This window comes from Sulfitobacter sp. 15WGC (assembly GCF_005068605.1).
GTDB lineage: Bacteria > Pseudomonadota > Alphaproteobacteria > Rhodobacterales > Rhodobacteraceae > Sulfitobacter > Sulfitobacter faviae.
Map to the genome: position 1 here is coordinate 192,515 of NZ_SZNL01000005.1, position 24,126 is coordinate 216,640.

The window sequence follows — 24,126 nt, forward strand, 5'->3', positions numbered from 1 at the left end:
TATTCGGTTAACGGACGGTTAAAACTTCGTTCACCACGCTGCCGAAAAAGGGGAGCCGCATCCACGGCTCCCCCCAATGGTTAACCCTTCATCGAATCCCAGAAGGATTTGACGGAAGAGAAGAAGTTGCTGCTTTCGGGGTTGTTGTTCTGGGCCTCGCCCTCGAACTCCCGCAACAGTTCTTTCTGCCGGTTGGTCAGGTTCACCGGGGTCTCGACCGCCAGTTCGATGATCATGTCACCCACGCCACCGCCACGCAGCGGCGGCATGCCTTTGCCGCGCAGACGCATCTGGCGACCCGATTGGCTGCCCGCGGGGATCTGCACGCGGCCACGGCCCCCATCGATGGTGGGCACTTCGATATTGCCACCCAGAGCGGCAGTGCTCATCGACACCGGAACACGGCAGAAGAGGTTCGGCCCGTCGCGTTCGAACAATTCGTGATCGGCCACCTCGATAAAGATGTAGAGATCACCGGACGGCCCGCCACGCATGCCCGCTTCGCCTTCGCCGGCGAGACGGATGCGGGTGCCGGTTTCGACGCCCGCGGGGATGTTGACCGAGAGCGTGCGCTCTTTCTCAACCCGGCCCGCGCCGCGGCATTTCTTGCAAGGATTCTTGACGATCTGCCCCATGCCGGAACAGGTCGGGCAGGTCCGCTCGACGGTAAAGAAACCTTGCTGCGCGCGCACCTTGCCCATGCCCGAACAGGTGGGGCAGGTCGAAGGTTCCGCGCCGCCTTCGGCACCGCTGCCGTCACAGGCGTCACATTGGACGGAGGCCGGGACGGTGATCGACTTTTGCATGCCCGAAAAGGCATCTTCGAGCGAGATGCGCAAGTTATAGCGCAAATCAGCCCCACGTGCGGCACGGCGTCCGCCGCCACCGCCACGTTGGCCCATGAAGTCACCGAAGAGATCGTCAAAGACGTCGGAAAAGGCCGAAGAGAAATCGCCCTGACCGCCGCCCATGCCGCCGCCGGGACGCCCGCCGCCCATGCCACCTTCAAAGGCGGCGTGGCCATAGCGATCATAGGCGGCTTTCTTGTCACCGTCTTTGAGCACGTCATAAGCCTCGCCCACTTCCTTGAACTGGGCTTCGGCTTGGGGGTTGTCTTTGTTGCGGTCGGGGTGGAGGTCCTTCACCTTGCGGCGATAGGCTTTCTTGATCTCGTCGGCAGAGGCCCCTTTGGCAACGCCAAGCACCTCGTAGTAGTCACGTTTTGCCATGGGTTATCATGCTCCTGCGCTGGAACGTGATAGGCCGGCCCGTCTGACGGACCGGCCCTTTCACAGGTTCCGTTTCACACGCTTACGCGCGCTTGTCGTCGTCCAGATCTTCGAACTCGGCATCAAGGATGTCGTCATCGCCACCTTGGGCTTGCTGAGCATCCGAAGGCTGCGCCGTGTCCTCACTGCCGCCCTCTTCCTGAGAGGCCTTATAGATGGCTTCGCCCAGTTTCATGGCGGATTCGGTGACGTTCTGGATGCCGTTCTTGATCTTGTCGGCGTTGTCTGTTTCCAGCTCGTCTTTCAGCGCGGCAATGGCCAGTTCGATCGCTTCGACGGTGGTCGGGTCGACCTTGTCGGAATGCTCTTCCAGCGACTTCTCGGTCGAGTGGATCAGCGATTCCGCCTGGTTCTTCGCTTCGATCAGCTCGCGACGGGACTTGTCCGCCTCAGCATTCTCTTCCGCGTCCTTGACCATCTGTTCGATGTCCGCATCCGACAGACCGCCCGAAGCTTGGATCGTGATCTTCTGCTCCTTGCCGGTGCCTTTGTCGAGCGCGCCGACCGACACGATGCCGTTGGCGTCAATATCGAAGGTCACTTCGATCTGCGGCATGCCGCGAGGCGCAGGCGGGATGTTCTCAAGGTTAAAGGCACCAAGCATCTTGTTGTCGGCAGCCATCTCACGCTCACCTTGGAAGACCCGGATGGTCACGGCGTTCTGGTTGTCTTCGGCGGTCGAGAAGACCTGAGACTTCTTCGTCGGGATCGTGGTGTTACGGTCGATCAGACGGGTGAAGACACCACCGAGGGTCTCGATACCGAGGGACAGCGGGGTCACGTCGAGCAGAACCACGTCCTTCACGTCGCCTTGCAGAACACCGGCCTGAATGGCGGCACCAAGGGCCACGACTTCGTCCGGGTTCACACCCTTATGCGGCTCCTTGCCGAAGAATTTAGAGACCTCTTCGGCCACCTTCGGCATACGGGTCATACCACCCACGAGCACGACTTCGTCGATGTCGGACGCGGACAGGCCGGCATCCTTCAGCGCGGCGGCGCAGGGCTTCATCGAAGCTTTGATCAGGTCACCAACGAGGCTTTCCAGCTTGGCGCGGGTCAGCTTCATGACCATGTGCAGCGGCGAGCCGTCCTTGCCCATCGAGATGAAGGGCTGGTTGATCTCGGTCTGGCTGGAGGAGGACAGTTCGATCTTAGCCTTCTCTGCCGCTTCCTTCAGACGCTGCAGCGCCATCTTGTCTTGCGTCAGGTCAACGCCGTTGGCCTTTTTGAACTCTTCCGCAAGGTAGTTCACGATGCGCATGTCAAAGTCTTCACCACCAAGGAACGTGTCGCCGTTGGTGGATTTCACTTCGAACAGGCCGTCGTCGATCTCAAGAATGGTCACGTCGAATGTACCGCCGCCAAGGTCATAGACCGCGATGGTTTGCGTGTTCTCTTTGTCGAGGCCATAGGCCAGCGCGGCGGCTGTCGGCTCGTTGATGATGCGCAGCACTTCGAGACCGGCGATCTTGCCGGCGTCTTTGGTGGCCTGACGCTGGGCGTCGTTGAAATATGCAGGCACGGTGATAACCGCCTGAGAGACTTCCTCGCCCAGATAGCTTTCTGCGGTTTCTTTCATCTTGCCGAGGATGAAGGCCGAGATTTGGCTTGGGGAGTATTTCTCACCCTTGGCTTCGACCCATGCGTCGCCGTTGCCGCCGTCGATGACGTTGAACGGCATGTTCTTTTTGTCTTTGGCCAGATCCGCATCGTCGTTGCGGCGGCCGATCAGGCGCTTGACGCCAAAGACTGTGTTTTCGGGGTTGGTGACCGCCTGGCGTTTCGCCGGCTGGCCGACAAGGCGTTCGTCGTCGGTGAAGGCGACGATCGACGGCGTGGTGCGCGCGCCTTCGGCGTTTTCGATCACACGCGGCTGGCTGCCATCCATGATGGCGATACAGCTGTTGGTGGTGCCAAGGTCAATACCGATTACTTTGGACATGTTTCGATCCCTCTTTGAATCTAAGGCGATGACACGAGGCGCGGACCCGTTTTGGCATCCTGCCCCGATCTGTTGACATCGAAGACCACGTGCCTTCGACGGTTCGGAGCGTATATAGGGAGGGTATTTGCACCCTGCAACCATTGGCTGGTCTGGATGGTCGCGATTCCGTGATGTTTTTGCTAAACGAGTGAGGAAGAACGAAAAATGACTGCTTTGCGCCTCCGGGGCTTTGATATTCACAAGGAATTTCTAGGAAGAGTGGCCCAGCAGGAGGTGCTGGAGGCGGTGCGCGGCGTGGTGCGTCAGGCGCCGTTCTTTCGCCCCGAAGTGCCGCGCGGCGGGCGCATGTCGGTCCGGATGAGCGCGGCAGGGCGCTATGGCTGGTTTTCGGATCGGCGTGGGTATCGTTACGTTACCGAACATCCCGAAGGCCAGCCTTGGCCCGAGATCCCGGCGCCGATTGTGGCGATTTGGGATCAGTTGACCGGGTTGGAGCGCCGCCCGGAATGCTGCCTGATCAACTACTACGATGCCGATGCGCGCATGGGGCTGCATCAGGACCGGGACGAGGCAGATTTTCAATGGCCGGTCGTCTCAGTCTCTCTGGGGGATGATGGGCTGTTTCGGATCGGCAACCTGACCCGAGGCGGCAAGACGGAATCGATCTGGCTGCAATCGGGCGATGTGGTGGTGATGGGCGGAGATGCGCGGCTGACCTATCACGGCGTGGACCGGATCAAGCCCGGCACCTCGACATTGCTGCCCAAAGGCGGGCGGATCAACTTGACGCTGCGTGTGGTGGAGTAGCGTTTTCTTTGAAAGAAAACGGAGACGGACTTTTTAAAAAAAGTCCGTCGCTTCAGTGGCCAAGCGAACAACATCCTGTCTGATGTTGCCAGCCATCATTTCCCTGCAAAAGGAAGTCGACCGCCAGCCCATAGGCGCGGTCCGACATGCCATCGCTACAGGCACGCGCCGTGAGCGTGGCGATGGCCGTGCCCTGCGGCCCCTCGGCGATCATGTGAAAACTGTCGCGCCGCCCCTGCGCCGGGCCAGTCTGCGTGATTCGGTAATCGCGTGCGCCGCCCGCCATGGCGTCATAGCTCAACGTCTCGCCGGTCACCTCAAAAGACCAAAACGGCTCTGTCCCGCCGCAATGGGCCACGGGTGGCATCGCACGGGCCCATTGGCCCGCTTGCCGGGTGAGGAAACGCAGAGAGACCCAGCCGCTCCCTTCGCCCGTATTGACCAAGCCCCAGCCGTGATGGTCATTGGGGCGGATCACTTCGATGTTCTGGGCGTCAGGCTCAAAGCTGCCGATGATCGGGGCGCTGGCACTCGGGGCACGGCGAATGTTCAACACGTCATCCGCCGCGACACCGCTGACGTCATGCAGGGCGGGCCATGCATCCTGCGTCGCCCAGACAGGCAGTGCCCAAAGGCAGAGGAAGAGTGCCAGAAGTCTCATCGCCGGGCGTTCCAACTGATCGACGCATGGCGGCGGGTATAGAATTCGCCCATCAGCCCAATCATCAAAAGCACCAGCCCCACCCAAAGCGGATATTCCCAACTGGTATAGCGCGGGTTGTAATTGATGAAGGCAAAGCCGCGCGCTTGGTCGATGCTGTGAAACAACGGGTTCCAGTCAAACATCGCCAGCATATAGCCGGGCAGGGAGTTGGCGAGGAACATCTTCCCCGAGGCGATCATATTGGCGCGTTGATAGACGGTTGAGAAAATCGTCACGAAGGACGGAAACCACGGTTTGATCGCGAGCATCACCAGACCAAGGGCGCAGCCGGTAAACCACGCGGTCAGCATCATCCCGAAAGCGGCAAAAGGCTGATCTATGGTGATCGGCGTGACCGCCACATGATAGATGAACAAGATCACGAAGAGCGACAGAACTTGGATATAGAGCGAGCCCACCGCCGCCGATGCGATGGCGATGATCGTGTTCATCGGGGCGTGCTGCATCATCGGGCTTGCCGGTCCCTCAGACCCCGCCACCGCGCCCAAAGCTTTCACATGGGTGAGGTAGAGGAAAATCCCCGACATCAGATAGATGAGGAAGTCACCCCGCACGGCGGAGCCGCGCATCCCGAGGATCGAAAACATCACATAGAAGGCCAGTACGAACATCACCGTTTGCAGCATGTTCATCGCGATGGCGATAAAGGCATTGTTGTGCTGTTTGCGCACGTTGCGCACCACGGAATGGTAGACCAGTTCCGCGATGGCGAGGGCAGAACCGATGCCGGATTTCGGCTTTCTGGAAGACTGGAACATGCGCGCGTCCTTGACGAAGCCCTAGCGTGGCACGGAATTCTTGCTGTTCCGTTAGCTCCGCAGCATAAGGGAAACAGTGAATTGAAGCAACGACAGCCCGCAGGGCCGGAGGCAAAATGGATTACGAGAAACTGGTCGCGGAAATGCGGCGGCTGGCATTGGAAGCCGGGGACAAGATCATGGAGATCTACGGTCAGGACGATTTCGAGGTGAAATCGAAATCCGACGACAGCCCCGTCACCGCCGCCGACGAAGCCGCCGATGCGATCATTTCCGAAGGGCTCCGCGCCGCTTTCCCCGATGTGATCTTGGTGACCGAAGAGCAGGCTGCGACCCATTCCGCCAAGGGCGATACCTTTCTCATCGTCGATCCGCTGGATGGCACCAAGGAGTTCGTCCACCGACGCGGGGATTTCACGGTGAACATCGCGCTGGTCGAGGGCGGCGTGCCGACGCGCGGCGTGGTCTATGCCCCCGCCAAAGCCCGGATGTTCTTTACCCAAGCCGACGGCCAGTCGGTCGAGGAGGCCGGCGCATTCGAAAAGGGGCAGGTGAGTGAGACCAAGGCGATCTCGGTCTCTAACCCCGACAATGCGGCCCTGATGGTCGTCGCCTCCAAATCCCACCGCGATCAGGCGACCGATGATTACATCGGCAAGTACGCCGTGCGGGACATGACCTCGGCGGGGTCGTCGCTGAAATTCTGTCTCGTCGCGACCGGAGAGGCCGATCTCTACCCGCGTTTGGGCCGCACGATGGAGTGGGACACCGCCGCGGGCCATGCGGTGCTGAACGGGGCAGGCGGCTCGGTGGTGCGCTTTGACGATCTCACGCCCCTGACCTACGGCAAGGAAGACTTCGCCAACCCTTTCTTCATCGCCCATGCCCCGGGCGTTGAGTTGAAGGCGGGCTGATGTCTGTCCTGATCGTCATCCCCGCCCGCTATGCCTCCACCCGCTACCCCGGCAAGCCGCTGGTGGCGCTCACCGGGGTGTCGGGCCAGAAACAGACCCTGATCGAACGCAGTTGGCGGGCCGCCAGCGCGGTGTCGGGCGTCGACCGCGTGGTGGTGGCCACCGACGACGACCGCATTCGGGAGGCTGCCGAAGGTTTCGGCGCCGAGGTCGTGATGACCTCGGAAAGCTGCGCCAATGGCACCGAACGCTGTGCCGAGGCCCATGCCGCATTGGGCGGGGGCTATGACATCGTGGTGAACCTGCAAGGTGACGCCCCGCTGACGCCGCATTGGTTTGTCGAAGGGCTGGTGCAGGGGTTGAAAGACAACCCCGAGGCCGAGATCGCCACCCCGGTTCTGCGCTGTGACGGGGCCACGTTGAACAGTCTTCTGGCCGACCGTAAGGCGGGGCGCGTGGGCGGCACCACAGCGGTTTTCGGCGCCGACAATCAGGCGCTCTACTTCTCGAAAGAGGTCGTTCCCTATACCGGAATGCCCTACGCAGAGACGGATATGACCCCGGTCTTCCACCACGTCGGCGTCTATGCCTACCGGCCCGATGCGCTGGCCCAATATCCAAGCTGGCCCGTCGGCCCCTTGGAGCAGTTGGAAGGGTTGGAGCAGTTGCGTTTCCTTGAAAATGGCCGCGCCGTGTTCTGTGCGGAGGTCGAGGCCAAGGGGCGCGAGTTCTGGGAATTGAACAACCCCGAAGACGTGCCAAAGCTCGAAGCCATGATGGCGAAAATGGGTCTGGAATGACCGCCACCCCCGTCAGTGCCACGCTTGAAAGCGGCGTGCCTGTCAGCATCGTGATCGTCAGCCGGAAGCGGCCCGAAGCATTGCGGCGCTGCCTGACGGGGGTGGAACAGCTTCAATATACCACTTTCGAAGTCATCATCGTGGCCGATCCCGCCGGAATTGCCGTGGCCCGCGCCATGCATTTCGCCGGGGCGCTGAAACTGGTCCCTTTCGACAGGCCGAATATCTCTGCCGCGCGCAACCTTGGGATTGCCGAGGCCGCGGGGGACGTCGTGGCCTTTATCGACGATGATGCGGTGCCCGAGCCGCAATGGCTGCGCCACCTGCTGGAGCCTGCGCAACAACCCGAGGTCGCGTCGATGACCGGCTTCGTCCGAGGGCGAAACGGCATCTCTTTCCAATATCGCGCGCGTCGGTTGAGTGGTTTCGGAGAGCCGGAAACGCTCAATGTCGACCCTGAAACCCCAAGCATCCTGCACCCTCCGCCCGGGGGGGCAATCAAGACCGAAGGCACTAATATGGCCTTTCGGCGCGATGTCTTGGTGGAAATGGGCGGCTTTGACCCGGCCTTTCATTACTATCTTGATGAGACCGATCTGAACATGCGGCTGGCGCGGGCGGGCCATGCCACGGCAATCGTGCCATTGGCCGAAGTCCATCACGGTTTCGCCGCCAACGCCATGCGAAGCGCCAACCGCGTGCCGCGCGATCTTTTCGATATCGGGGCGAGCTGGGCTGTGTTTCATCGCAAACATCTGCCTGCGCAGGACCGTGCCGCCCATTGGGCGCATCTGCGCGCCCAACAGCGCCACCGTCTGCTGCGCCATCTGGTAAGCGGCGGGTTGGAACCGCGTGATGTGCCAAGGCTGCTGCGAAGGTTAGATGACGGCCACGCCGAAGGGGCGAAACGCCCTATCGCCACCGTCACCCTGCCTGAGAAGGCCAACAGCGCTTTCCGTCCTTTTCCGGCCCGCGCCCGGCGCAGCGTGGCCATGTTCACCCGGCCTATTAAACTGGCGCAAGACCGGGCAAAGGCTGCAAAACGGGCATTATCGGGTGAGATCGTGACCCTGATCAACCTTTCGCCGACCGCGCTTTATCATCGCGTTGCCTTTGATCCGACCCACGCTATTTGGCTGCAAACAGGTGGAATATACGGAAAGTCCACACGGGATGACGCGGTTTTCCGCTTAACTCGGCGCCTCGACAGGCTGCAAAGGGAAGTTAAGCGAGTTGCCAGACAGCGCGGTTTCGGCGATGATCATCGCCGGTAGAAAGACGCAGGTAAATTGACCGCGGCGTTCTGTATATTTCGAATAAGTTGTAAGGATTAAAATGCGCAAGAAGGTTACAAAAGCGATTTTTCCCGTTGCAGGCATGGGGACACGCTTTCTGCCCGCCACCAAATCGGTGCCGAAAGAGATTATGACCCTCGTCGACCGGCCTTTGGTTCAATATGCAATTGATGAGGCGCGCGCCGCCGGGATCAAAGAGTTCATCTTCGTGACCTCGCGCGGCAAAGGCGCGCTGGAAGATTACTTCGACCACGCGCCGCAGCTTGAGCAGGAATTGCGCAAAAAGGGCAAGACCGAGCTTCTTGAGACGCTGCAAAGCACGAATATGGACAGTGGCGCAATCGCCTATATCCGCCAGCACAAGGCGCTGGGCTTGGGCCATGCAGTCTGGTGCGCGCGCCGTTTGATCGGCAATGAGCCCTTTGCCGTTATGCTGCCGGATGACGTGATCGCGGCGGAAAAACCTTGTCTACAACAGATGGTCGAGGCCTATGAGGAAACCGGCGGCAGCATGGTCGCTGCGATGGAGGTGGAGCCTTCCCGCACATCCTCTTACGGCATTCTCGATACCAGCGAAGAGCGCGGTGATCTGGTGAAGGTCAATGGCATGGTTGAGAAGCCTGCCGTCGACGAAGCACCGTCGAACCTCGCAGTGATCGGGCGCTATATTCTGGCGCCGACCGTTTTGAAGAACCTGAACAAGCTGAAATCCGGCTCGGGCGGTGAAATTCAATTGACCGATGCGATCGCGCAAGAGATCGAGCAAGACCGCGATGTCTATGGCTTCCGTTTCCGCGGTCAGCGGTTCGACTGCGGCTCTAAAGCGGGTTTCCTTCAGGCGACCGTGGCCTTTGGTCTTGCCCGTGAAGAATTGCGCGACGACCTTTCGGCTTATCTGCAAAGCATCTCGCAAGTCGACCGCGCGGCGCAGTAGTACTGGGAAAACGCGGAATGGAAAAGGTATTGGTAACCGGCGGGGCGGGCTACATCGGCTCGCACGCTTGTAAGGCTTTGAACGCGGCGGGGTTCATTCCCGTTACGTTCGACAATCTCGTAACGGGCTGGCGCGATGCGGTGAAATTCGGCCCTTTTGAGGAAGGGGATTTGTTGGACCGCACACGGCTGGATGAGGTCTTTGCAAAACATCAGCCGATCGCGGTGATGCATTTCGCCGCTTTAAGCCAAGTGGGAGAGAGCATGGCCGAGCCGGGTCTCTATTGGCGCAACAATGTCAATGGCTCCCTGACTTTGATTGAGGCAGCTGCCGCGGCAAACTGCAAGCAGTTCGTCTTTTCGTCGACTTGTGCGACCTATGGGGATCAAGATAACGTCGTATTAGATGAGAACAGCGCTCAGTATCCGATCAACGCTTATGGCGCGTCGAAACGCGCGATTGAGGATATTCTGCGTGATTTTGAAGCCGCCCATGGCTTGCAATATGTTATTTTCCGCTATTTCAACGTGGCCGGGGCGGATCCCGAAGGTGAGGTGGGCGAGTTCCATCAGCCGGAAACACATCTAATCCCGCTGATGCTTGATGCGATTGCCGGCAAACGCGCGGCATTGACCGTGTTTGGGGACGACTATGACACGCCTGACGGCACCTGCATTCGTGACTATGTACATGTCTGCGATCTGGTTGATGCCCATGTTTTAGGTCTGAAATGGCTTCAGCGTGATAAGGGCAGCCGGGTGTTCAACCTCGGCACCGGCAGGGGGTTTTCGGTACGCGAAGTACTTGACCACAGCCGCGCTGTGACCAATCAAACGGTGCCGCACGAGATCGGTGCGCGCCGTCTTGGGGATTGTACCAAGCTCGTGTCAGGCTCATCGCGCGCGATCGAGGAATTGGGATGGACCCCCAAACGCTCAACTTTAGATAAGATGATCGCCGATGCCTGGAGATGGCACCAGACCGGCCACTACGATGGCTAATACCCACGCGCGGCTGTTGGACCTGACGCGCAGTTTGCGTCGGGTTGGGCGGGGCGCGACGGGGGTGGATCGGGTCGAACTGGCCTATCTCTCACATCTTTTGACAGAGGACGCGCCGCTTTTTGGAGTGGCGCGCACCGCTTTGGGCTATGTCCTGCTGGACCGCGATGGGATGCGGGGCTTTCAGGATCGGGTTGCGGGCCGCGTTCCTTGGGGGCGGGCGGATCTGCTTTCGCGCCTGCCGCGGGGGCGTGCCGTGGCGCTGAGCCGGGCGGAAAGCGACTTGCGGCGTTTGGCGGTCGCGCGCTGCGTTCCGGCCGGGTTGCCCGCGATGCTTGCCCGGCATCTGCCGCCGGAATTTGCCTATCTGAATGTCGGGCACAGCAATCTGACGGACCGGGTTCTGGGCGCCGTGAAACAGGCGCGGGGGCGAAGTGCCGTTCTCATCCACGACGTGATCCCATTGGAATATCCCGCCTACCAACGCCTCGGCTCCGTTGCGCCGTTTCGGGCCAAGATCGACCGGGTGAGCGCGCAGGCTGATCTCGTGATTTACAACTCGCAAGACACGCGTCAGCGCAGCGAGGCGCAGATGCGCGGGCGGGTTCCGCCTGCCGTCGTCGCGCATCTGGGCGTCGATCTGCCCGCGCCCGATGCTGGTGAGCTGCCTGCGGGGCTTCCGCCAAAGCGTCCCTATTTCGTCGTTGTCGGTACGATCGAGCCGCGCAAGAACCACGGGTTTTTGCTGGACCTTTGGCAAAAGATGGGGCCTGATGCGCCGCTCTTGCTGATCTGCGGGGCGCGGGGGTGGAACAATAGCGCGGTTTTCGACCGGCTCGACTGGCTGCCGCAGAACGGCCCCGTGCAAGAGCTCGCGAACCTTAATGACAAAGGATTGGCGGCCTTGGTGCAGGGGGCGGCGGGGATGCTTTTCCCCAGCCATGCAGAGGGGTTTGGCCTGCCCCCGGCAGAGGCGCTGAGCCTTGGAACGCGTGTTTTATGCAACGATTTACCGGTCTTGCATGAGGTCTTGGGCGACAAAGCCGTTTACGCGCCCCTGAGCGAACCCTATTCATGGATCAGAACAATCGAAGAATGGGCCGCATCTGTGCCAGACCCGCGCCCAGCGACGACTTTTATCGCGCCAACATGGGCCGAACACTTCAAGACCGTGTTAAAGTCGACGTGATAGCGCGGTAGAGGGGCGGTCAGACGCGATAGGTAAGGGGCGGTTTGGGCTTAATTCAGTCATATCGGTTGCGGCTGCAACGCAAGCGCTGGCGCATCCGCGCCTTCCGCAAGCGGCGCGAGTTGACCCCTGTGGCGAACCGGACCGCGCAGATCACAGCCGATGATATTCTGCTGTTCTGCACGCAGCGCAACGAAGCGATCCGGCTGCCCTATTTCCTGAAATACTACCGCGAGATGGGCGTCGGGCATTTCTTCTTTGTCGATAATGACAGCGACGATGGCGCGCTCGACTATCTGGCCAAGCAACCCGATGTCTCGGTCTGGAGCGCCAAGGCCAGCTACAAACGCGCCCGCTTTGGGGTGGATTGGCTGAACTGGTTGCAAATGAAATACGCCCATGGCCATTGGGCGCTGACGGTCGATCCGGATGAGTTTTTGGTCTACCCCTTTTGTGACACGCGCCCCCTGCGGGCGCTGACCGATTGGCTCGATGCCTCTTCGATCAAGAGCTTTTCGGCGATGCTGCTGGATATGTATCCCAAGGGGCGGCTTGACGAGGAACCCTATCAGGCGGGGCAAAATCCGATTGAGATCGCCGCATGGTTCGACAGTGGCAACTACACCATTTCCCGCAATCGGCGGTTTGGGAATCTCTGGATACAGGGCGGGCCACGGGCGCGGGTGTTTTTTCCCGACGCGCCTGCCAATGCGCCCGCGCTGAACAAGGTGCCGCTGGTCAAATGGGATCGGCGCTATGCCTATGTCAGCTCGACCCATATGCTGCTGCCGCGTGGGCTTAATCAGGTCTATGACGAATGGGGCGGAGAGAAAGCCTCGGGCGTCCTCTTGCACGCCAAATTCCTCGACACCTTCGGGGCCAAGGCGGCGGAGGAGTTGCAGCGTAGCGAGCATTACGCGGCTTCTGTCGAATACAAAGCCTATGCCGCACAGCTGAAAGACGACCCGCAGCTTTGGTGCAAATGGTCGGAACGCTACATCAATTGGCGACAGCTTGAGATCCTCGGCCTCATGTCCAAGGGGAACTGGGCATGAGCGTCGGGATCGTCATGTTAGTGCACAACGCTTTTGACCGGGCCGAGCAGGTCGCGCGGCATTGGGCGGCGGCGGGCTGTCCGGTGGTGATCCATATCGACAAGGCGGTGCCCCGGCGGGCGCATGATGCCTTTGTGGCGGCGCTGTCGGATCTCAAGGATGTCTGCTTTAGCCCGCGCAAACGTTGCGAATGGGGCACCTGGGGAATCGTTGCCGCCTCGCAAGGCGCGGCGGAATTGATGCTCTCGCGCTTTCCCAAGGTGCGCCATGTCTATCTGGCCTCCGGCTCTTGCCTGCCGCTGCGCCCGGTGCAGGAGTTGATCGACTATCTTGAGGACCGTCCCCAGACTGATTTCATCGAAAGTGCCACCACGGCAGATGTGCCTTGGACCGTGGGCGGGCTGGATGCAGAGCGGTTTACCCTGCGTTTCCCCTTCTCTTGGCGGCGCAATCGCTATCTGTTTGACCGCGCGGTCGAGGTGCAGCGCCTGCTGCGGTTGAAACGCCGGATGCCGCGCGGGGTCGTGCCGCATATGGGCTCGCAATGGTGGTGCCTGACCCGGCGCACCCTATCGGCGATCTTGCAAGACCCCGACCGGCCGACCTACGACAAGTTCTTTCGCCATGTTTGGATCCCGGACGAAAGCTATTTCCAGACCCTTGCACGGCTCTATTCCAGCAAGATCGAAAGCCGGTCGCTGACCCTGTCGAAGTTCGATTTTCAGGGCAAGCCGCATATCTTTTACGACGATCACCTCCAGCTTTTGCGCCGCTCGGATTGTTTCGTGGCACGCAAGATTTGGCCCCATGCCGACAGGCTCTATGATGCCTTTCTGACCGACCCTGCCGGTGCGATGAAAAAGACCGAGCCGAACCCCGGCAAGATCGACCGCATCTTTGCCAAGGCGGTGGAGCGGCGCACCCGGGGTCGCGCGGGGCTTTATATGCAAAGCCGTTTTCCCAACGAAGATTGGGAGAATGGCGTCACCGCCGCGCCCTATTCGATGTTTCAGGGCTTTACCGAGATTTTCGAGGATTTCGAACATTGGCTCAGCCGGGCCAGCGGGGCGCGCGTGCATGGGCATCTCTTTGCGCCCGACCGGGTGCATTTCGCGGGCGGGGAAACCGCGCTGAACGGTGCCTTGTCGGACAATCCGGTGCTGCGCGATCACAATGCCAGTGCCTTTCTGACCAATCTGATCTGGAACACCCGGGGCGAGCGTCAGTGCTTTCAGTTCGGCCCGATGGACAATCAAGACATCAACTGGCGTGTGGCCAAGGACCCGAACGCGCATATTTCGGTGATCACCGGCGCTTGGGCGGTGCCGCTGTTCCGCTCGAACCTTGATTTCGCCGATATCCGCCGTCTGGCCGCCAAGCTGCAAAAGACGGAAAGCACGCATTTGGATGTGCTGAATTCACCCTACACCAAGGCGCGTGTGCGGGTCTGGACCATGGCCGATTTCATCGAAGCGCCGATGGAGCCTTTGCAAGATATCCTTGACGAAATTGGCCGCCCCCGTCTGCGCCGCCTGTCAGAGGCGCCGCGCATGGTTGATCTGAACGGCTTCGGCCAGTTCCTCCAGAACCTCAAGAACCAAGGCATGCACCCCTATCTGGTCGGCGATTTTTCGGTCGCCCAAGGGGGCAGCGCCGATGCCAAACCTTCCCCCAAACCCTATCTGGTGAAATAACCCATGCGCGACAAATTCGACAGTTTCGTGGTCTTCGCCGAGATGCGGACCGGGTCCAACTTCCTAGAGGCGAACCTGAACGCCTTTGCCGGGATCGCCTGTCATGGGGAGGCGTTTAACCCTTTCTTCATGGGGTATCCCAAAAGCGAGCCCATCCTAGGCGTCGATCAGGTCACGCGGGACGAAAACCCCACAAAGCTGCTGGCGGCGATTAGGGGACAGCAGAATGCTTTGGGCGGTTTCCGCTATTTCCACGACCACGATCCGCGTGTTTTCGATGAGATCGTCGAGGATCAGCGCTGCGCCAAGATCGTGCTCACGCGCAACCCGGTCGACAGCTATGTCAGTTGGAAGATCGCGCAGGCCACGGGGCAGTGGAAACTGACCGATATGAAGGCGCAGAAGGTGGCGCAGGCCGTTTTCGATGCAGATGAGTTCAGTGCCCATTTGGATGCCCTTCAGCAGTTCCAGATCACGCTGCTGAACCGTTTGCAAACCTCCGGCCAAACGGCATTTTACGTGGCTTACGAAGACCTGCAAAGCGTTGAGGTGATGAACGGGCTTGCGCGCTATCTTGGCGTGGATGAGCAGTTGGAGGGGCTGGACAAGAACCTTAAGAAACAGAACCCCAGCCCGATATCGGCCAAGGTCAGCAACTATGACGAGATGCTGGAGGCGCTGGCGCGGCTCGATCGTTTCGATCTGACCCGCACCCCCAATTTTGAGCCACGGCGCGGGCCGAATGTGCCCTCTTATGTGGCAGCGGCGACCAGCGGCTTGATCTATCTGCCGATTAAATCCGGCCCGCAGGATCAGGTGCTGGACTGGCTCGCCGCCCTCGATGGCGTTCCGCGTGAGGCGCTGCGCGATAAGATGTCGCAAAAAGAGCTGCGGCAGTGGAAACGCAAAATGCGCGGGCATCGCGGCTTTACCGTGCTGCGCCATCCCGCCCTGCGCGCGCATGACGCCTTTTGCCGCCATATCCTGACCACGGGGGAGGGCAGTTACCGCCAGCTGCGCAACACGCTGATGCGGCGCTACAAGGTGCCGCTGCCCAAGGATGGCCCCGACGCCGAATATGACCGCGAGGCGCATCGCGCAGCCTTTGTCGCCTTCCTAAAGTTTCTCAAAGGCAATCTGGCCGGGCAAACCTCGATCCGGGTGGATGCTGCATGGTGTTCTCAGGCCCAAGCCATTGCGGGGTTCGGGGCGTTCTGCCTGCCCGACCGCATCCTCCGCGAAGAGGAGTTGGCCAGCGAACTCCCCGCCTTGGCCGCGGGGCAAGGCCATGCCACCGTCCCCGCCGTACCCCAGATGGTGGAGCCCGGGCCCTTCACGCTCGGCGATATCTATGACGATGAGATTGAGGCCCTGACGGCGGAAGCCTATCAGAAGGATTATATGACCTTCGGCTTTTCGCGCTGGCGGTGAGGGGCGCAGGCTAGATTGACCTTGCCGGTTCTGACGTAAACTGGAACAACAGGGCATCTTGAGCATCCCGCCAAAGGTCGCGCCGTGAGTTTCCTGTCTGTCACCTCTGTTCCCCGGCTGCGGTGGAGTTCGCCCAAAGCCTTCACACTCAGACCACCATTGGCCTCAATGGTGTTTCTGGTTCTGGGATTGGTGATGTTTGGCTTGGGGGAGGCGCTTTTGGTCACGGCGGGCGTCGGCGTCAGCCCTTGGACCGTCTTCGCCGAAGGGGTGACCCGCATCACGGGGTGGAGCCTCGGCTTTGCGACCTTCCTGATCAGCGCCGTGGTTCTTTTGCTCTGGATCCCGCTGATGCAGACGCCCGGTATCGGCACCATTCTGAACGCGGTGATCGTGGCGCTGGTGCTGGAATATGCGCTGCCAATCCTGCCCCACTTCGACAGCTATCTGGCGAATGCCGTGCTGGCGCTGACCGGCGTCTTTGTGACCGGCTTTGGCGGTGCGATCTATCTTGTGGCAAACCTTGGCCCCGGACCACGGGACGGGTTGATGACGGGGCTGCAACGGGTCACGGGCAAACCCATCGCGCTGGTCCGCATGAGCATCGAATTGTCCGTCGTCGCCATCGGCTGGGCCTTGGGCGGCACCCTGGGCCTCGGCACGCTGCTTTTCGCGGTGGGGATCGGCCCGGCCATGGCGATTGGGATGCAGATTCTGCAACTGCGCAGCGTGGCCCGCTAGGCGGCAGCGCGCAGGCAGCGCTAGGTGACCCGTGCAAAAGGCTGAAATCCGCTTTTTCCTGAAACGACCCCACCGCATACTGCGGTATACCGTCGACCTTCGCCGCCTCTTCCGCTATCAGAGCAGCAAATGCAGCAATTTGGAGCAATCATGTCCGATATCATCTACACCAAAGTTGACGAAGCGCCGGAGCTGGCCTCTGCCTCGCTGTTGCCAATCATCAAGAAGTTCGCCGAAGCCGCCGGTGTGAGCGTCGGCACGAAAGACATCAGCCTCGCGGGCCGTATCCTCGCGACTTTCCCTGAGCATCTGAGCGAAGACCAGCGCCAGTCCGACGATCTGGCGGAATTGGGCCGTCTGGTGAAGACGCCCGAGGCCAATGTCATCAAGCTGCCGAACATCTCTGCCTCGGTGCCGCAGCTGGTCGCCGCGATCAAAGAGCTTCAGGCCCAAGGCTATGCGCTGCCCGACTATCCCGAAGAGCCGAGCACAGACGAAGAAAAAGCCGTGCGTGCCAAATATGACGGCATCAAAGGCTCCGCCGTGAACCCGGTTCTGCGCGAAGGCAACTCCGACCGCCGCGCGGCCAAAGCCGTGAAGAGTTTTGCCCAGTCCAACCCGCACCGCATGGGGGACTGGACCGCCGACAGCAAGACGCATGTCTCGTCCATGTCGGGCAATGATTTCTTCTCCAACGAAGTTTCGGCCACGCTTGATGCCGCGACTGGCGCCAAGATTGTGCTGGAAACCGCGGACGGGGAAAAGGTGCTGAAAGAGGGGCTTGAATATCCCGCCGGCACCGTGGTCGACGCGACCTTCATGAGCGCGGCCGCGCTGAAGGACTTCCTCAACACCCAGATCGAGAAGACCAAAGAAGACGGCATTCTCTTCTCGCTGCACCTCAAGGCCACGATGATGAAGGTCTCCGACCCGATCCTCTTTGGTCACGCGGTCAAAACCTACCTTGCGCCGGTGTTTGAAAAGCATGGCGCGAAGCTCAAAGATCTGGGCGTGAACCCCAACTCCGGTCTCGGCGATCTGCTGGAGCGCGTGAAGGGCGAGAGCGAGATCATGGCCGACATCGACGCCTGCATGGAAGAGCGTCCGCCGATGTATATGGTCGATTCCGACAAGGGCATCACCAACCTGCATGTCTCTTCCGACGTGATCATCGACGCCTCGATGCCCGCGCTCATCCGCGCTGGCGGCAAGGGCTGGGGCCCGGACGGCAAAGAGCATGACGCCAACTGCGTGATCCCCGACAGCTCCTATGCGCCGGTCTATGACGAGGCGATCAACTTCTTCAAAAAGAACGGCAAGCTCGACCCGGCCACCGCAGGCACGGTGCAGAACATCGGCCTGATGGCGCAGAAGGCCGAGGAATACGGCTCCCACCCGACCACGTTTGAGCTGGCCGAAGCGGGCACCGTGAAGATGATCCTCGACGACGGCACCGTGCTGCACCAGCACAAGGTCGACGCCGGTGACATCTGGCGCTCTTCCTCCGCGCGCAAGGCGCCGATCGAGGATTGGGTGAACCTCGCCATCTCGCGCCAGAAGGCCGAGGGCTGCCGCGCGATCTTCTGGCTGGACGCAAACCGCGCCCATGACGCCGAGCTGATCTCCTATGTGAAGCCCATCCTTGAGGCACAGGGCGTGGCCGACAAGTTCGAGATCATGGCCCCCCGCGAAGCCACCCGCGCCTCGCTTGAGACCATCACCAAGGGCGAGAACACCATCGCGATCACCGGCAACGTGCTGCGCGACTACCTGACCGACCTCTTCCCGATCTTGGAGCTGGCGACCTCGGCCAAGATGCTGTCCATCGTGAAGCTTATGAACGGCGGCGGCTTGTTCGAGACCGGCGCGGGCGGCTCTGCCCCCAAACACGTTCAGCAGTTGATGGAGCAGAACCACCTGCGGTGGGACAGCCTTGGCGAATTCTGCGCCCTTGGCGAGAGCCTGAAGTTCCTCGCCGATGCCCGCGGCAACGAGAAGGCGCGCGTGCTGGGCGATGCCGTGGAAACCGCGACGCAGGGCATCCTCGATCACGGTCGTTCCCCTTCGCGCAAGGTGGGTGAGCCCGACAACCGCGACAGCCACTATTGGTTCGCGCGCTACTGGGCCGAAGCCGTCGCCGCGCAGAGCGATGACGCGGAGCTCGCCGCAGAGTTCGCGCCCATCGCCAAGGAACTGGCTGCCAAAGAAGCCGACATCCTGTCCGAGCTTGCCGCGGCCCAAGGCACGGCTGTCGATCTGGGCGGCTACTACCACACCGACGCGGAGAAAACCGCCCGCGTGATGCGCCCCTCTGAGACGCTGAACGGCATCATCGGGTAACTCGCCTGATATAAAAATCGCCGCGTCGCTGGTTAAGCGGCGCGGCGGATTATCATTTTAAGACTTGGCAGCGGCGCAGACGCTTTGCGGGCGCCTACCAAATTCCTCGGACATCGTGTAACCACGGGTATTCTCCTTTGAGTCTTCGAAGAGAATAGCTAATTTACGCCAAGCGTTCTCGCTATTCGTACGCCAAACCTCGTTTCCATTCTCGATACGTTCGCTGCTTTAGGACTTGGTTCATCCGCCCCTCTAATGCTGAGAACCTCAGTTCTCAAAGGAGGCCGCGATGCCCATTCTCGATATCTTCGAAGATCACCACAACGGATTAACCGGCCCTATCTGCGGCGGCTTCGACGTGACGCCCAGTGATGCGGCAGACCTTCCTCAGATGACCCGCGGGGTGATGGTCGCTTCTGCTGGCGATCTGGCAGTGGTGCTGAAAAGCGGGGACGCGGTCACCCTGCCCGCCCTGTCGCCCGGCGTGCTCTACCCGATCCGCATCGCAAGGGTGCTGGCGACGGGAACCACGGCCACAGGCATCAAGGGGTTGGTTTAATGCTGGGCGTCGGAATGCACCCCTTCGCGGCATACCGTAGCCGGGTACCTATCGCTTTTCCGGCGGGGTTCAGTTGGGATCGGGTACGCTTTGATATTGGTATCGAACAGATTGGCGGGGCCTATCGTGCGGCGGTTGAACCACGCGATCTGGTCGACCCGGCGATCTGGACCGGCGCAGCGATCCATGTGGATGGCGTGGGGGGTGATGACAGCAACAGTGGCCTTGGCGGGCAGGACGGTGATTTCACCAATGCCAAGCGGACGATCCATGCAGCATTCACCGAGGGCAACGCAACGGGTGCGGCCTATCGCGTATTGGTCAAGCCCGGCGATTACGCCGAGGCGGCCTTCACCCGCAACGGCAGTGACGAGCCGAACCAGCACGTTGCCGTGATCGGATGGGGTGGGCCGCTGCGCTATCGTTCGGGGCCGTTCGATGTGACATGGAGCGATGGGGGCGGGACGTTCACGGCGAATGAAAGCTCGGTCCGGCGGGTGTTTCGCAGCGATATGCTGACCCCGGAGGAGCTCTATACCGAGTTGAGCGAAGCCCCGGATGTGGCCAGTTGCGCCGCGACGGTCAACACTTGGGTTCATGACGGGGCATTGCTGCATGTGAATATCGGCAGCGCGCCGGGGGCGCGAGATATTGCGGTGATCCGGTCCTTTCACGGAGCGCGGTTTCTGACGCATGACAAAGATTTCTATCTTGAGAACGTCCATTGTGAGGGCGGGATTACCGGGGCGCTGCATTTCGATGCCGTTGCCACGCGCAATATCGTCGGGGTGAACTGCACATTCCGCTATTCGGCACCCTCGAATCCCACGGCCTTGCAGGATGCCGCGCGGGTGCGGCGCACGAATGGACTGGTCGCGTTTTTCGATTGCGATGCCTCGGGCGGGGCGAAGGACGGTTGGTCTTTCCATGAGGACGGCACGCCGGGGATGCATGTTTTGTTGCTGGGCTGTTCCGGTTGGCGCAATGGGTTCAGCACGGCGACATCCTGCAATGGGTTCACCACGCATGACGGGGTGCGGGCGATCCTATTGGGCGGCGATTTTGGCCTGTCGCGTAATGGCACCGAAGTGCATGTAATCCAATCGACCGAGACTTGGGCCGCCGGTTGCCATGCCGTGGCGCGGGACGTGGATGGCTCATCCGTCGCGTTCAAATGTTCGAATGATGCGCTGATGTGGTTGCAAGACTGTTCGGGCGATGCTGCGGGGCAGACGGAGAACTATGCCTTACAGGCCAATGCAGGCACTGTTTTCACCCGGGGCTTTTCAGCTCTGGCGGGGGGCGTGGAGGTCAGCTCGGGTGGCTCTGTTACGCCATTTTGAGAAAGCCGTTCGGCCAGTTCCTTCCAGTCTGGCACGGCCTCGGGCCTGCGCTCCCAAGTTTCGCAGCGTTCGAAGGCATGCGGGCTGTTGTAGCCGATGATCGAAGGAATGCTCGGGTGGCAGAGCCGGTCGGGCCCGAGGGTGGGCAGCCCATGGTGCCGATAGAGCAGGATGCGATTAGAGTTGGTCGTTTGATAGGCGACCCCCGGTTCGTCGCGGTAGGGGGCGAGACCAATATCGGCATGGGCGATATGGGCGAGCGTGGTGTCGAAACTCTGTTCGCCGTGCCAAGTGATGTTAGGCCGCTTGGGTGGCGTTTCTCGTAAGCGGCCAAGGACATGAATTTGCCAGTGAGGGCGCGCGTCGGCCAGCTGGGTAAGGGCAGGAGTATCAAGGAGGGTCGTCCCCGCACAGACGGCGATGGGCCCTTCGCGGGGCTTGCGGTAAGGGTCAGCAGTACTGACCTGTAATTCCGCGTGGGGGATGCCGATTGGGTCCAGCGTGACGTTGGGGTGATCCGCGAAACGGGCGGCGATATGGGGGCTGGCGGTACTGATGCGGGTGAAGGGGCGGTGGTTTCGTTCGGCCCGCAGAAGCACATCCGGCGCATTCAGCAGGCGAATATCATCTGAAACACGGTAAATGCGCGCAGCCTGCGGGGCATGTTCGGCCAAAAGCGGGCCGAGCAGGACCGGCGGGCCGCTTTCGCATATGACAAGGTCAGCTTGGGCGAGCGGCCCCCGCAGGCGGCGGCGCCAGTGATTGATAAAGAGTGGGTAGCTGGATTCGAGCCAGCGGTTGAGCCGCGCGCTTTTGGTTTTGATCGGATGGATGGGCGGTAGGCTGTAGATTGATGTGAGGTCCGGTCCGTGATGGTGAGTGCCGTAGTGCGGCGGGCTGTCGAGGGCGGTCAGACGGACGTCGCCGAAGAGTTTGGAGAGCCAACTATAGCCGATGGTGACATGGGTCATATGCCAACCTTCCGCGCGGAGGTGGTGCGAGACCCAAAGCATGCTCGGGCGGCGTTTCTGGAAGGGGAAATGCCCCGTTAGGAGGACGGCGCGCTTCATGTGGCGATCTGCCTGTTGGGAATGAGTATGACTGCGCCATAAAGAGCGCTGCCGAGGACAAGTTGCGCCGGGAGGGGCAGGGGCGGCAGAAACGCGAAGAGTGCCGTCACGGCGGCCGCCGCGCAGAGCGGCAGGGCGAGGGGCGTCAGGGCTGAAACTGTAAGGCGAAGGCGCGGCAGGGCGCGGGTGAGGTGCCACAGGGCGGTCAGGAATGCGGCGATGCTGATGGATGCGGCCAGTGCCGTGGGGGTGGGCGAAAAGGCGGCGAAGGTGCAGCATAGAGGCAGCAACAACGCCGCGCGTTGCAGCATCAGTCGGGTATGGCCCGCCGCGATGAGGGCTTGGTTGATCGGCATCAACAATGCCGAAAGGAGGCCGAAGCCCGCGAGGGCCGTGAGGATCGGTGCAGCGGAGGCTGCCGGGGTCGGGCCAATGAGCAGAGCCAGCGCCTGCGGCGCCGAGAGGAGGGTGACCCCCCAGACCCAAAGGCTGAGCGTTCCGCTGAGGCGCAGCTGTGATGGCAGCACGGCTGCGCGTTCCGACACCGATAGCTGGCGCAGCTGGGGCAGGGCGAGAAAACGCAGGGGCGAGAGGGTGAGGGCTTCGATCAGGCTTACCATACGGGTGGCGATCTGGAAGGCACCGGCAGCGGGCAGGCCGAAGACGAGCGCCGTGGCAAGTTGCATGAGCGGGAAAAGGGCCGCGTTGAGGAAGTCTCGGGCCGAGATCTCGACGATTAATTCGGTCAACCGTCTCTGATATCGCCATTTCGGAAGGCTTTGGGGGCTCCATCCGGCAAAGTGGCAGGCGAGAATCGTGTTCATCCCGGCATGGGTGAGGGCGAAGGCAGCCAAGGCCCAAGGGCCGCTGCCGGTTGAGAGCATCCAGACGGCCATGGCTGCGGCGACGGACTGGCTTGCTATACTGCGCAAGGCGAGAGCGCGGAGGTGCAGGTCGCGGCGCAGGATGCCTTCGGAGACGGCGCAGAGGCCATGGAGAAACGGGATTGCGCTGAGGGCGATGAGCAGCGGGGCGTCCAGCGCGATGCCGATGCAGACGAAACCCAGCGATAGGGCGCAGCCGCTGGCCAGTGATATTGCGAAAAGCGCGTCTCGTCGGCGCCGGCGGGGGGCGTGGATGATCACGCTTTCCCCGATGCCAGCCGTGTGCAGCCCTTGGGTCAGCCGGATGGGAGCGAAGGCGGTGGCGAAGGCACCAAGCTCGGCCAAAGACAGAAACCGCGCGGCGATGAGGAAAAGCGCGGCGTTGATGCCGACGCGGGACCACTGCAGGGCGAACGACCAGAAACGGGGGCTCATGCGGGCGCTCCCTTCGGGCGTGTCATACCCCGCTGGAGAGGGCGTTCCAAAAGCAGGTGGGTTAGGAGGCCAAAGGACAACGCAAGCATGCATGTCGTGGCGACGTAGACCCAGGCGCCGAAGACGGTCGCGGGCAGGAGTGGCAACAGCAGAAGGGTTGCCGCGCGCAGGGCGAAACGGTGCGACAGGTAAAGGCCATAGGACGCGTCCCCGAGCAATTGCCCCGGGATCGGGCGGGCCGGGCAAAAAAGCGTGCCCGCCGCGACGATCAGCGTGGCGGGAAAACCCGCGGCGAGGAAGCGGGGGAGGGGAAGTGACGCAAGGACAATGAGAAGGGCAAAGCCGAAAGCCAGTGCCGCGGCGCAGAGGATGGGATGGGGGTAGGCCCAACCGCTCGCCCATAGCCGGGCGAGGGCGATGCCGAAGAGAAATTCGAGGATAAGAGGGTTCGTCCAGAAAATGAAGGACGGCGATGTGAAGCGGGCCGATAGCCCGAACGCCGCGAGGCCGATCAACAAGCTCGAAACCGCCAATAGGGGGCGGGGCAGGGCGAGGCAGAGGGCCATGAGAGCATAGAAAAAGACTTCGTAATTGAGGGTCCAACCGAGGGACAGAACCGGTGCAATCCGTCCGTCGGGGCGGGCGTAGGGAAAGAAAGCGTAGGAACTGGCGATCTGGGCAGGATCAAACGGTGTGTCTTTGATTGTTGATTGTCACTGAGAACTGACCCGGTATTTTCACCGAGATTTGACCCACCCTCAGTTATGCGTCGTGGTCTATGATGCGGTCAATGTTTTGGCCTCCTTTGCAGTTTTCTTTGCTGCCTCAGAACTGACCTTGAAGCGGTAGCTGTCGTTTCCGGTTTCGAGGATGTGGCAGCGGTGGGTAAGCCGATCCAAGAGAGCGGTGGTCATC

Annotated in this window: 22 protein-coding genes; 14 read left to right on the forward strand and 8 right to left on the reverse strand. The window is 61.1% G+C overall.

The window, feature by feature from the left end:
- Window positions 1-80: 80 nt before the first annotated feature.
- On the reverse strand, window positions 81-1,229 hold the full coding sequence (gene dnaJ, locus FCK22_RS06310) for a molecular chaperone DnaJ (protein WP_067264268.1): 1,149 nt from the start codon (window positions 1,227-1,229) through the stop codon (window positions 81-83).
- 82 nt (window positions 1,230-1,311) lie between these two features.
- The gene (dnaK, locus tag FCK22_RS06315) at window positions 1,312-3,234 is read right to left on the reverse strand and encodes a molecular chaperone DnaK (protein ID WP_067264265.1); all 1,923 of its coding nucleotides are present in this window, start codon (window positions 3,232-3,234) and stop codon (window positions 1,312-1,314) included.
- A gap of 207 nt (window positions 3,235-3,441) precedes the next feature.
- Between dnaK and FCK22_RS06320 the strand changes: the two genes are divergently transcribed.
- Window positions 3,442-4,044 (forward strand): alpha-ketoglutarate-dependent dioxygenase AlkB, encoded by a 603-nt coding sequence (locus tag FCK22_RS06320; RefSeq protein ID WP_067264262.1) that lies wholly within the window; start codon window positions 3,442-3,444, stop codon window positions 4,042-4,044.
- Between the two features lie 52 nt (window positions 4,045-4,096).
- Here the strand turns inward: FCK22_RS06320 and FCK22_RS06325 are convergent, their stop codons facing one another.
- Window positions 4,097-4,705 (reverse strand): hypothetical protein, encoded by a 609-nt coding sequence (locus FCK22_RS06325; protein ID WP_067264259.1) that lies wholly within the window; start codon window positions 4,703-4,705, stop codon window positions 4,097-4,099.
- Window positions 4,702-5,526, reverse strand: a complete 825-nt coding sequence (locus tag FCK22_RS06330) for an ABC transporter permease (RefSeq protein ID WP_067264256.1) — start codon at window positions 5,524-5,526, stop codon at window positions 4,702-4,704. The genes FCK22_RS06325 and FCK22_RS06330 overlap by 4 nt, the downstream gene beginning before the upstream one ends.
- A 116-nt stretch (window positions 5,527-5,642) precedes the next feature.
- Here FCK22_RS06330 and cysQ point away from each other — a divergent pair, with 116 nt between their 5' ends.
- From cysQ to FCK22_RS06395, 13 genes are all read left to right on the forward strand, one after another.
- Window positions 5,643-6,440, forward strand: a complete 798-nt coding sequence (gene cysQ / locus FCK22_RS06335) for a 3'(2'),5'-bisphosphate nucleotidase CysQ (protein ID WP_067264254.1) — start codon at window positions 5,643-5,645, stop codon at window positions 6,438-6,440.
- Window positions 6,440-7,240, forward strand: a complete 801-nt coding sequence (locus FCK22_RS06340) for a manno-octulosonate cytidylyltransferase (RefSeq protein ID WP_067264251.1) — start codon at window positions 6,440-6,442, stop codon at window positions 7,238-7,240. The genes cysQ and FCK22_RS06340 overlap by 1 nt, the downstream gene beginning before the upstream one ends.
- On the forward strand, window positions 7,237-8,514 hold the full coding sequence (locus FCK22_RS06345) for a glycosyltransferase (RefSeq protein WP_067264247.1): 1,278 nt from the start codon (window positions 7,237-7,239) through the stop codon (window positions 8,512-8,514). Before FCK22_RS06340 ends, FCK22_RS06345 begins: the two co-directional genes overlap by 4 nt.
- Window positions 8,515-8,575: 61 nt before the next feature.
- Window positions 8,576-9,469, forward strand: coding sequence for a UTP--glucose-1-phosphate uridylyltransferase GalU (galU, locus tag FCK22_RS06350; protein WP_067264244.1), 894 nt, complete (start codon window positions 8,576-8,578; stop codon window positions 9,467-9,469).
- A 17-nt stretch (window positions 9,470-9,486) separates the two neighbouring features.
- Entirely contained in the window at window positions 9,487-10,470 is a 984-nt protein-coding gene (gene galE, locus FCK22_RS06355) for a UDP-glucose 4-epimerase GalE (protein WP_067264241.1), read from the forward strand.
- Entirely contained in the window at window positions 10,463-11,659 is a 1,197-nt protein-coding gene (locus FCK22_RS06360) for a glycosyltransferase family 1 protein (protein ID WP_067264239.1), read from the forward strand. Before galE ends, FCK22_RS06360 begins: the two co-directional genes overlap by 8 nt.
- A gap of 68 nt (window positions 11,660-11,727) precedes the next feature.
- The gene (locus FCK22_RS06365; protein WP_197470881.1) at window positions 11,728-12,714 is read left to right on the forward strand and encodes a glycosyltransferase family 2 protein; all 987 of its coding nucleotides are present in this window, start codon (window positions 11,728-11,730) and stop codon (window positions 12,712-12,714) included.
- Window positions 12,711-14,408, forward strand: a complete 1,698-nt coding sequence (locus FCK22_RS06370; RefSeq protein ID WP_067264234.1) for a beta-1,6-N-acetylglucosaminyltransferase — start codon at window positions 12,711-12,713, stop codon at window positions 14,406-14,408. The genes FCK22_RS06365 and FCK22_RS06370 overlap by 4 nt, the downstream gene beginning before the upstream one ends.
- A gap of 3 nt (window positions 14,409-14,411) precedes the next feature.
- Complete coding sequence (locus FCK22_RS06375) at window positions 14,412-15,839, forward strand: nodulation protein NodH (RefSeq protein ID WP_067264232.1); 1,428 nt, start codon at window positions 14,412-14,414, stop codon at window positions 15,837-15,839.
- Between the two features lie 195 nt (window positions 15,840-16,034).
- Window positions 16,035-16,580, forward strand: a complete 546-nt coding sequence (locus tag FCK22_RS06380) for a hypothetical protein (RefSeq protein WP_231886343.1) — start codon at window positions 16,035-16,037, stop codon at window positions 16,578-16,580.
- A gap of 150 nt (window positions 16,581-16,730) precedes the next feature.
- Window positions 16,731-18,920, forward strand: coding sequence for an NADP-dependent isocitrate dehydrogenase (locus FCK22_RS06385; RefSeq protein ID WP_067264227.1), 2,190 nt, complete (start codon window positions 16,731-16,733; stop codon window positions 18,918-18,920).
- Window positions 18,921-19,209: 289 nt separating this feature from the next.
- Window positions 19,210-19,479, forward strand: coding sequence for a hypothetical protein (locus tag FCK22_RS06390; protein WP_067264225.1), 270 nt, complete (start codon window positions 19,210-19,212; stop codon window positions 19,477-19,479).
- On the forward strand, window positions 19,479-20,822 hold the full coding sequence (locus FCK22_RS06395) for a hypothetical protein (protein WP_067264222.1): 1,344 nt from the start codon (window positions 19,479-19,481) through the stop codon (window positions 20,820-20,822). The genes FCK22_RS06390 and FCK22_RS06395 overlap by 1 nt, the downstream gene beginning before the upstream one ends.
- Here the strand turns inward: FCK22_RS06395 and FCK22_RS06400 are convergent.
- The 4 genes from FCK22_RS06400 to FCK22_RS06410 all read right to left on the reverse strand — a co-directional run.
- A complete protein-coding gene (locus FCK22_RS06400) occupies window positions 20,720-21,892 on the reverse strand; it encodes a glycosyltransferase family 4 protein (RefSeq protein WP_136720285.1) in 1,173 nt (390 codons plus the stop codon). The genes FCK22_RS06395 and FCK22_RS06400 overlap by 103 nt on opposite strands.
- Window positions 21,889-23,211: an oligosaccharide flippase family protein gene (locus tag FCK22_RS06405; RefSeq protein WP_067264214.1), complete on the reverse strand. Its 1,323-nt coding sequence runs from the start codon at window positions 23,209-23,211 to the stop codon at window positions 21,889-21,891. Before FCK22_RS06405 ends, FCK22_RS06400 begins: the two co-directional genes overlap by 4 nt.
- Window positions 23,208-23,729 (reverse strand): hypothetical protein, encoded by a 522-nt coding sequence (locus tag FCK22_RS18855; RefSeq protein WP_169306061.1) that lies wholly within the window; start codon window positions 23,727-23,729, stop codon window positions 23,208-23,210. The genes FCK22_RS06405 and FCK22_RS18855 overlap by 4 nt, the downstream gene beginning before the upstream one ends.
- A gap of 258 nt (window positions 23,730-23,987) precedes the next feature.
- Window positions 23,988-24,126: ATP-binding protein (locus FCK22_RS06410; RefSeq protein ID WP_236646228.1), on the reverse strand; the 139-nt coding region annotated here is incomplete at its 5' end.

Excerpts from the sequence above, each read along its gene's own strand:
- FCK22_RS06330 (WP_067264256.1), bottom strand. The coding sequence starts at position 5,526 with ATGTTCCAGTCTTCCAGAAAGCCGAAATCCGGCATCGGTTCTGCCCTC.
- FCK22_RS06360 (WP_067264239.1), top strand. The coding sequence starts at position 10,463 with ATGGCTAATACCCACGCGCGGCTGTTGGACCTGACGCGCAGTTTGCGT.
- FCK22_RS06385 (WP_067264227.1), top strand. The coding sequence starts at position 16,731 with ATGTCCGATATCATCTACACCAAAGTTGACGAAGCGCCGGAGCTGGCC.
- cysQ (WP_067264254.1), top strand. The coding sequence starts at position 5,643 with ATGGATTACGAGAAACTGGTCGCGGAAATGCGGCGGCTGGCATTGGAA.
- dnaJ (WP_067264268.1), bottom strand. The coding sequence starts at position 1,229 with ATGGCAAAACGTGACTACTACGAGGTGCTTGGCGTTGCCAAAGGGGCC.
- FCK22_RS06380 (WP_231886343.1), top strand. The coding sequence starts at position 16,035 with ATGTTTGGCTTGGGGGAGGCGCTTTTGGTCACGGCGGGCGTCGGCGTC.
- dnaK (WP_067264265.1), bottom strand. The coding sequence starts at position 3,234 with ATGTCCAAAGTAATCGGTATTGACCTTGGCACCACCAACAGCTGTATC.
- FCK22_RS06370 (WP_067264234.1), top strand. The coding sequence starts at position 12,711 with ATGAGCGTCGGGATCGTCATGTTAGTGCACAACGCTTTTGACCGGGCC.
- FCK22_RS06320 (WP_067264262.1), top strand. The coding sequence starts at position 3,442 with ATGACTGCTTTGCGCCTCCGGGGCTTTGATATTCACAAGGAATTTCTA.
- FCK22_RS06340 (WP_067264251.1), top strand. The coding sequence starts at position 6,440 with ATGTCTGTCCTGATCGTCATCCCCGCCCGCTATGCCTCCACCCGCTAC.
- FCK22_RS06400 (WP_136720285.1), bottom strand. The coding sequence starts at position 21,892 with ATGAAGCGCGCCGTCCTCCTAACGGGGCATTTCCCCTTCCAGAAACGC.
- FCK22_RS06375 (WP_067264232.1), top strand. The coding sequence starts at position 14,412 with ATGCGCGACAAATTCGACAGTTTCGTGGTCTTCGCCGAGATGCGGACC.
- galE (WP_067264241.1), top strand. The coding sequence starts at position 9,487 with ATGGAAAAGGTATTGGTAACCGGCGGGGCGGGCTACATCGGCTCGCAC.
- FCK22_RS06390 (WP_067264225.1), top strand. The coding sequence starts at position 19,210 with ATGCCCATTCTCGATATCTTCGAAGATCACCACAACGGATTAACCGGC.
- galU (WP_067264244.1), top strand. The coding sequence starts at position 8,576 with ATGCGCAAGAAGGTTACAAAAGCGATTTTTCCCGTTGCAGGCATGGGG.
- FCK22_RS06405 (WP_067264214.1), bottom strand. The coding sequence starts at position 23,211 with ATGAGCCCCCGTTTCTGGTCGTTCGCCCTGCAGTGGTCCCGCGTCGGC.
- FCK22_RS06345 (WP_067264247.1), top strand. The coding sequence starts at position 7,237 with ATGACCGCCACCCCCGTCAGTGCCACGCTTGAAAGCGGCGTGCCTGTC.
- FCK22_RS06325 (WP_067264259.1), bottom strand. The coding sequence starts at position 4,705 with ATGAGACTTCTGGCACTCTTCCTCTGCCTTTGGGCACTGCCTGTCTGG.
- FCK22_RS06395 (WP_067264222.1), top strand. The coding sequence starts at position 19,479 with ATGCTGGGCGTCGGAATGCACCCCTTCGCGGCATACCGTAGCCGGGTA.